This window comes from Roseibium sp. (genome assembly GCF_025698965.1).
In the GTDB taxonomy this organism is placed as follows: Bacteria; Pseudomonadota; Alphaproteobacteria; order Rhizobiales; family Stappiaceae; genus Roseibium.
Window position 1 is genome coordinate 1 of sequence record NZ_JAILWL010000436.1, and the last position, 5,642, is coordinate 5,642.

The following is a 5,642-nucleotide window of genomic DNA, read 5'->3' on the forward strand; positions in this document are numbered from 1 at the left end:
TATCCCGGCGCCGACGATTGCCCAATCGTGGTTCAATCCCAGGTCAAAAAGTCGATGCAGATACCAGGCCTGGTGAGCGCGGTGAAAGTTGCCGACGCCGATATGAACGATGCCCGGGCTGAGTTGCGATCTTTCATATTTCGGGACTCTAACATTTGGCGGAATTTGTGAAATATTTTCGGCGTTTAGAGGAATCAACTCATCCATTGGACACCAACCACATTGCAGTATTGAAAACAGGACGGGATCGCCATCACGAGTTCCCTGAAAACGCCCATGCCGATTTTCCCTTGAGAGGTTTCATTGGATTCTGAGGCCCTGGTTGTCGAAGCGATGGATTTTGTCCGGGTCCGGTGTCAGGTGAACGGTGTCGCCATGGCGGAAGCCGACTTCTCCGGTTGAGCGGACGGTGACCGGTTCGCTCACACCGTCGACCTCGACATAGAGGAAGGTGTCGGAGCCCAGGTGTTCGGAGACGCCGACCTTGCCGGACCACTTGCCATCAGTGTGGGACACGGACAGATGCTCGGGACGAACGCCGATGGTGGCCGCGTTGTATTCGGACGCGAAGGCTCCCATGAAGAAATTCATCTTCGGAGAGCCGATGAAGCCGGCGACGAACCTGTTGCGCGGAGTGTGATAGAGCTCCAGCGGCGAGCCGACCTGCTCGATGACACCGGCCTGCAGCACGACGATCTTGTCGGCCATGGTCATGGCCTCGACCTGATCGTGGGTGACATAGATCATGGTGGTCTTGAGCGACTGGTGCAGCTCGGAGATTTCCAGGCGCATGTTGACGCGCAAGGCGGCATCCAGGTTCGACAGCGGTTCGTCGAACAGGAAGGCGGCCGGTTCCCGCACGATCGCCCGGCCGATGGCAACGCGCTGGCGCTGGCCGCCCGACAGCTGGCCGGGGCGGCGGTCGAGATAGTCGGTGAGGTTCAGCACCTTGGCCGCCGCATCCACCTTGGCGTCCTGGGCGGCCTTGTCGAGGCCGGCCATGCGCAGCGGAAAGGCGATGTTCTTGCGCACCGACATATGCGGGTAAAGCGCATAGGACTGGAACACCATGGCCAGGCCCCGCTTGGCCGGCGGGATCTCGGTTGCATCCGTGCCATCGATGTCGATGGCGCCGCTGCTGACATCTTCAAGACCTGCGATCAGACGCAGGAGCGTGGACTTGCCGCAGCCCGAGGGGCCGACGAAGACGACGAACTCACCGTCGTTGATCTGCAGGTCCAGAGGCGGAATGACCTGAACGTCCCCGAAGCTTTTGGTGATCTGGTTGAGCGTGATTTGACCCATGTCGGGAACTCCTATTTAACCGCGCCGAAGGTCAGGCCGCGTACAAGCTGTTTCTGGCTGAACCAGCCCAGAATGAGGATCGGCGCGATCGCCATGGTCGAGGCGGCGCTCAGCTTGGCGTAGAACAGACCTTCCGGGCTGGAATAACTGGCGATGAAAGCGGTCAGGGGGGCTGCTTTTGCGGCCGTCAGGTTCAGGGTCCAGAAGGCTTCGTTCCAGGCCAGGATGATGTTGAGCAGCAGCGTCGAGGCGATGCCGGGGACAGCCATCGGTGTCAGGATGTAGAGGATTTCTTCCTTCAGCGTTGCCCCGTCCATGCGCGCGGCTTCCAGGATCTCGCCGGGGATCTCCTTGAAATAGGTGTAGAGCATCCAGATGATGATCGGCAGGTTGATCAGCATCAGCACCAGGGTCAGGCCGACCCGGGTGTCCAGCAGGCCGAGCTTGATGAACAGGAGATAGATCGGATAGAGCACGCCGACAGCCGGCAGCATCTTGGTCGACAGCATCCACATGAGGATGTCCTTGGTGCGCTTTGACGGCACGAAGGCCATCGACCAGGCGGCCGGGACGCCGATCACGATGCCCAGCAGGGTGGAGCCGCCGGCAATGATGACCGAGTTCCACAAAAAGCGCATGTAGTCCGAGCGCTCCTGCACGACGGCATAGTTCTCAAGGGTCCAGTCGAAGAACAGGAACACCGGAGGGTCGCTGATCGCCTGGGCTTCGGTCTTGAAGCTGGTCAGGATCGTCCACAGGATGGGGAAGAAGATCAGGAGACCGATTGCCCAGGCGGCAAGGGTGTTGATCGTCTTGCGGCGGGGTGTGACAGCACGGGCCATTATCGTTCCCTCCTCAGGCGTCCAGGTTCTTGCCGACGATGCGCATCAGGAAGATGGCAACGATGTTGGCCAGGATGATTGCGTAGACCCCGCCGGCCGAGCCGAGGCCGACATTCTGGCTCTCCAGCACGCGCTGGAAGATCAGGTAGGTCAGAGTGCGGGTTCCGAAGGCACCGCCGGTGGTGACGAAGATTTCGGCAAAGATCGCAAGCAGGAAGATCGTCTGGATCAGGATGACAATGGTGATCGCGCGGGACAGGTGCGGCAGGATGATGAAGCCGAACCGGGCCAGGGGCGGCGCGCCGTCCATCTCGGCGGCCTCGAGCTGCTCGCTGTCGAGGGACTGGATGGCGGTCAGCAGGATGAGTGTGGCAAAGGGCAGCCATTGCCAGGAGACGATGATGATAATCGACAGCAGGGATGCATCGCTCAGCCATTCGACCGGCTGGGCTCCGAAGGCCTCCCACAAATGGGCGAAGAGACCGTTGACCGGATCCATGAACATGTTCTTCCACACCAGGGCGGAGACGGTCGGCATGACGAAGAACGGCGCGATCACCAGGATCCGGACAATCCCCTGGCCCCACATGGGCTGGTCCAGCAGGATCGACAGCAGCACACCCAGGATAATGGTGATCAGCAGCACCCCGCCGACGATGACCAGGGTTGTCTGAACGCTCGGCCAGAAGGCACTGGAGGAAACAAACCGGACATAATTGTCAAAACCGACCCATCCAAGATCACCGCCCCTCAAAGGCAGGTACTTCTTGAACGAGAAATACAGGGTCATCGTCAGCGGGACGAGCATCCAGCCGAGGAGCAGGACGACGGCCGGCGCCATCATGATGCGCGCAGCGGAGCGCGAATGCTGGGTAGCCATGGACACACCTTCTCTGTTGACGGTCTAGAGCCGTGGAGTATGGATGATGAGGTGGGTGCGGACAAAAAATCGGGAGGGCGAGCCGATGTCGCCCTCCCAGTCAGGGAGGAGACCCTTAGTAGCCTGCGGCTTCCATTTCTTCTGCTGTCAGCGTCTGAGCCTTGGCCAGCGCCTCGTCGACGGATTGTTGACCGGCGAGAGCTGCAGAAAATTCCTGACCGACTTGGGTCGCAATACCTGCAAACTCAGGGATCGCAACAAACTGTACGCCGATATAGGGTACAGGCTTGACGGTCGGAGCAGTCGGATCAGCCGAGTTGATGCTGTCCAGCGTCATCTTCGCGAAAGGTACCTTCTGGTATTCCGGGTTCTCATAAAGAGACGTCCGGGTTCCCGGGGGAACGTTTGCCCAGCCTTCTTCCGCGGCAACGAGTTCCAGGTAGTCCTTGGAGGTTGCCCAATTGATGAATTCCTTAGCGGCAGCTTCCTTTTGCGTGCCGGCCGGAATTGCGAGCGCCCAGGCCCACAGCCAGTTGCCACGCTTGCCGAGACCGGTGTCCGGTGCCAGCGCAAAGCCAACCTTGTCAGCGACAGTGGAGTCTGCGGGGTTGGTCACGAAGGATGCAGCAACGGTTGCATCGATCCACATGCCGCATTTGCCCTGCTGGAACAGCGACAGGTTTTCGTTGAAACCGTTGGTCGACGCACCTGGAGGGCCTGCTTCATTCATCAGGTCAATGTAGAAAGAAAGAGTTTCCTTCCACTCCGGGCTGTCGAACTGGGGTTTCCAGTCTTCGTCGAACCAGCGAGCACCGAAGGCATTGGACGTGGCGGTCAAAAACGCCATGTTCTCGCCCCAGCCTGCCTTGCCGCGCAGGCAGATACCGTAGATCTCATTGTCCTTGTCGGTCATCTTGCGGGCGGCATCGGCAACGAATTCCCAAGTCGGGGCGTCAGGCATTTCCAGCCCAGCCTTTTCCATGAGATCGGTGCGATACATGATCATGGAGCTTTCGCCGTAAAACGGTGCCGCATAAAGCGTGCCGTCAACGGAAAGTCCGCCGCGCATTGCCGGCAGGATATCATCGACATCGTAGCTGTCCGGCATGTCGTTGAGCGAGACCAGCCAGTTCTGCTTGCCCCAGATGGGTGTTTCGTACATGCCGATGGTCATGATGTCGAACTGGCCGCCTTTTGCGGCAATGTCCTGAGTGACGCGCTGACGAAGAACGTTTTCTTCAAGCGTTACCCATTCCACATCGTGGCCGGTTTTTTCAGTGAAGTCTTTCGTCAGACCCTGCATGCGGATCATGTCGCCGTTATTCACGGTTGCAATAGTAATCGTTTCTGCAGTTGCCGGAACGCAGAGCGCGGCGACCGCACAGGCGCCGAGAAGCGCACGGGTATGAAATGCCATATTTTCCTCCCAAGCGAGATGGGCATTTGCCATTCAAGCGAGCAAATATTCAGTCTTTAAGCAGCTAGAGTCAAGAGCTATCGAGCCGAAAAAACAAAAGGTCTTTCGCTGCATCGCAAAAAGACCTTTAGATATAATCGCTTATGAGAGGTGAGAAAAAGCTCAATGCTTGAGCAAATGCTCAGCAGTGGTTTCGTTGGTGATCAGGCAATTGATGAACTTGCCTTCAAGAGCCCCAAGCATAGCCGGTACCTTTGCGTCCCCGGCTGCAACTCCATAAACCGGTTTGTCGCTTGCAGGTTGCAGCGGAGCGCTGGCAACAAGATCATTGGAAAGGCCGTCAACGAGCTGCCCCTGCCGGGTGTAGACCCAACTGGTGATTTCACCGATTGCTCCGGCATTTTCCAAGGCGCGCATTTCGTCGAGGCTGACGAAACCGTCGACCGCCAGCGGCGCGGTCGGGCCCATATTGCCGATACCGACAAAGGTTGCGTCGGCCTGCCGGATCAGGTCGAGGATATTGTGAACGGCTTCCTGATTGTGCAGAAGCTGCAGCTCTTCGCGGGATCGTGCGAAAACGGGCAGAGGCATAGGATAGTGGCGGGCATTGATCCGGTCAGCCAGGCGGATGATGACATTGTAAGCGGAAGCCGATCCGTCGGACATCATATTGCCGAGCAGAGAAACGATGCGATGTTGAGGACAGTCCATGGCCGGAAGCTGATCCACCGATGCGCGCAGGGTTCTGCCGGTGCCGAAGGCGATAATCTTGGGTTGCTGAGACCGGAAATGGCGCTCCATCTCTGCCGAGGCCGCCTGTGCAATTCCGATGGGAGAGGAGGGTGCATCCGGATCACTGGGTACGACTTCGCAGTTTTGCAAGCCGAAGCGCTCAATCAGTCTGTTGCTGAGCTCCATACAATGCGCAATCGGGTGATCCAGCCGGACCTTGACCAGGCGCTCGCTGACGGCAAGGGACACCAGGCGCTGTGCGGACTGCCGCGAAACCCCGAGTTTCCGAGCGATTTCGTCCTGGGTGTTCCCGGCCACATAGTATAACCATCCAGCTCGGGCAGCATCATCGAGGCGTGACGTCTCGGCAGGATTTTTCTGTTTCATGTCAGCTTTTGCCTCGTCGCAAATCCGGTCTAAGCTGAAAGAAATCTTCGAAAGATGCAAATACTTGCGCAGCTCCCGC

The 5,642-nt window shown here is 58.5% G+C and carries 5 protein-coding genes and 1 pseudogene; all 6 read right to left on the reverse strand.

The window, feature by feature from the left end:
• Window positions 1-207: pseudogene (locus K5905_RS26245) on the reverse strand (mannitol dehydrogenase family protein); the annotation flags it as partial.
• Between the two features lie 93 nt (window positions 208-300).
• A complete protein-coding gene (locus K5905_RS26250; protein WP_297589713.1) occupies window positions 301-1,305 on the reverse strand; it encodes an ABC transporter ATP-binding protein in 1,005 nt (334 codons plus the stop codon).
• Window positions 1,306-1,316: 11 nt separating this feature from the next.
• Window positions 1,317-2,147: a carbohydrate ABC transporter permease gene (locus tag K5905_RS26255; protein WP_297589716.1), complete on the reverse strand. Its 831-nt coding sequence runs from the start codon at window positions 2,145-2,147 to the stop codon at window positions 1,317-1,319.
• 13 nt (window positions 2,148-2,160) lie between these two features.
• A complete protein-coding gene (locus K5905_RS26260; RefSeq protein WP_297589719.1) occupies window positions 2,161-3,027 on the reverse strand; it encodes a carbohydrate ABC transporter permease in 867 nt (288 codons plus the stop codon).
• A gap of 115 nt (window positions 3,028-3,142) precedes the next feature.
• Window positions 3,143-4,444, reverse strand: a complete 1,302-nt coding sequence (locus K5905_RS26265) for a sugar ABC transporter substrate-binding protein (protein WP_297589722.1) — start codon at window positions 4,442-4,444, stop codon at window positions 3,143-3,145.
• Window positions 4,445-4,606: 162 nt separating this feature from the next.
• Window positions 4,607-5,563 carry a sugar-binding transcriptional regulator gene (locus tag K5905_RS26270; RefSeq protein ID WP_297589725.1) on the reverse strand — a complete coding sequence of 319 codons (957 nt, stop codon included), beginning with the start codon at window positions 5,561-5,563 and terminating at the stop codon, window positions 4,607-4,609.
• Window positions 5,564-5,642: the final 79 nt, after the last annotated feature.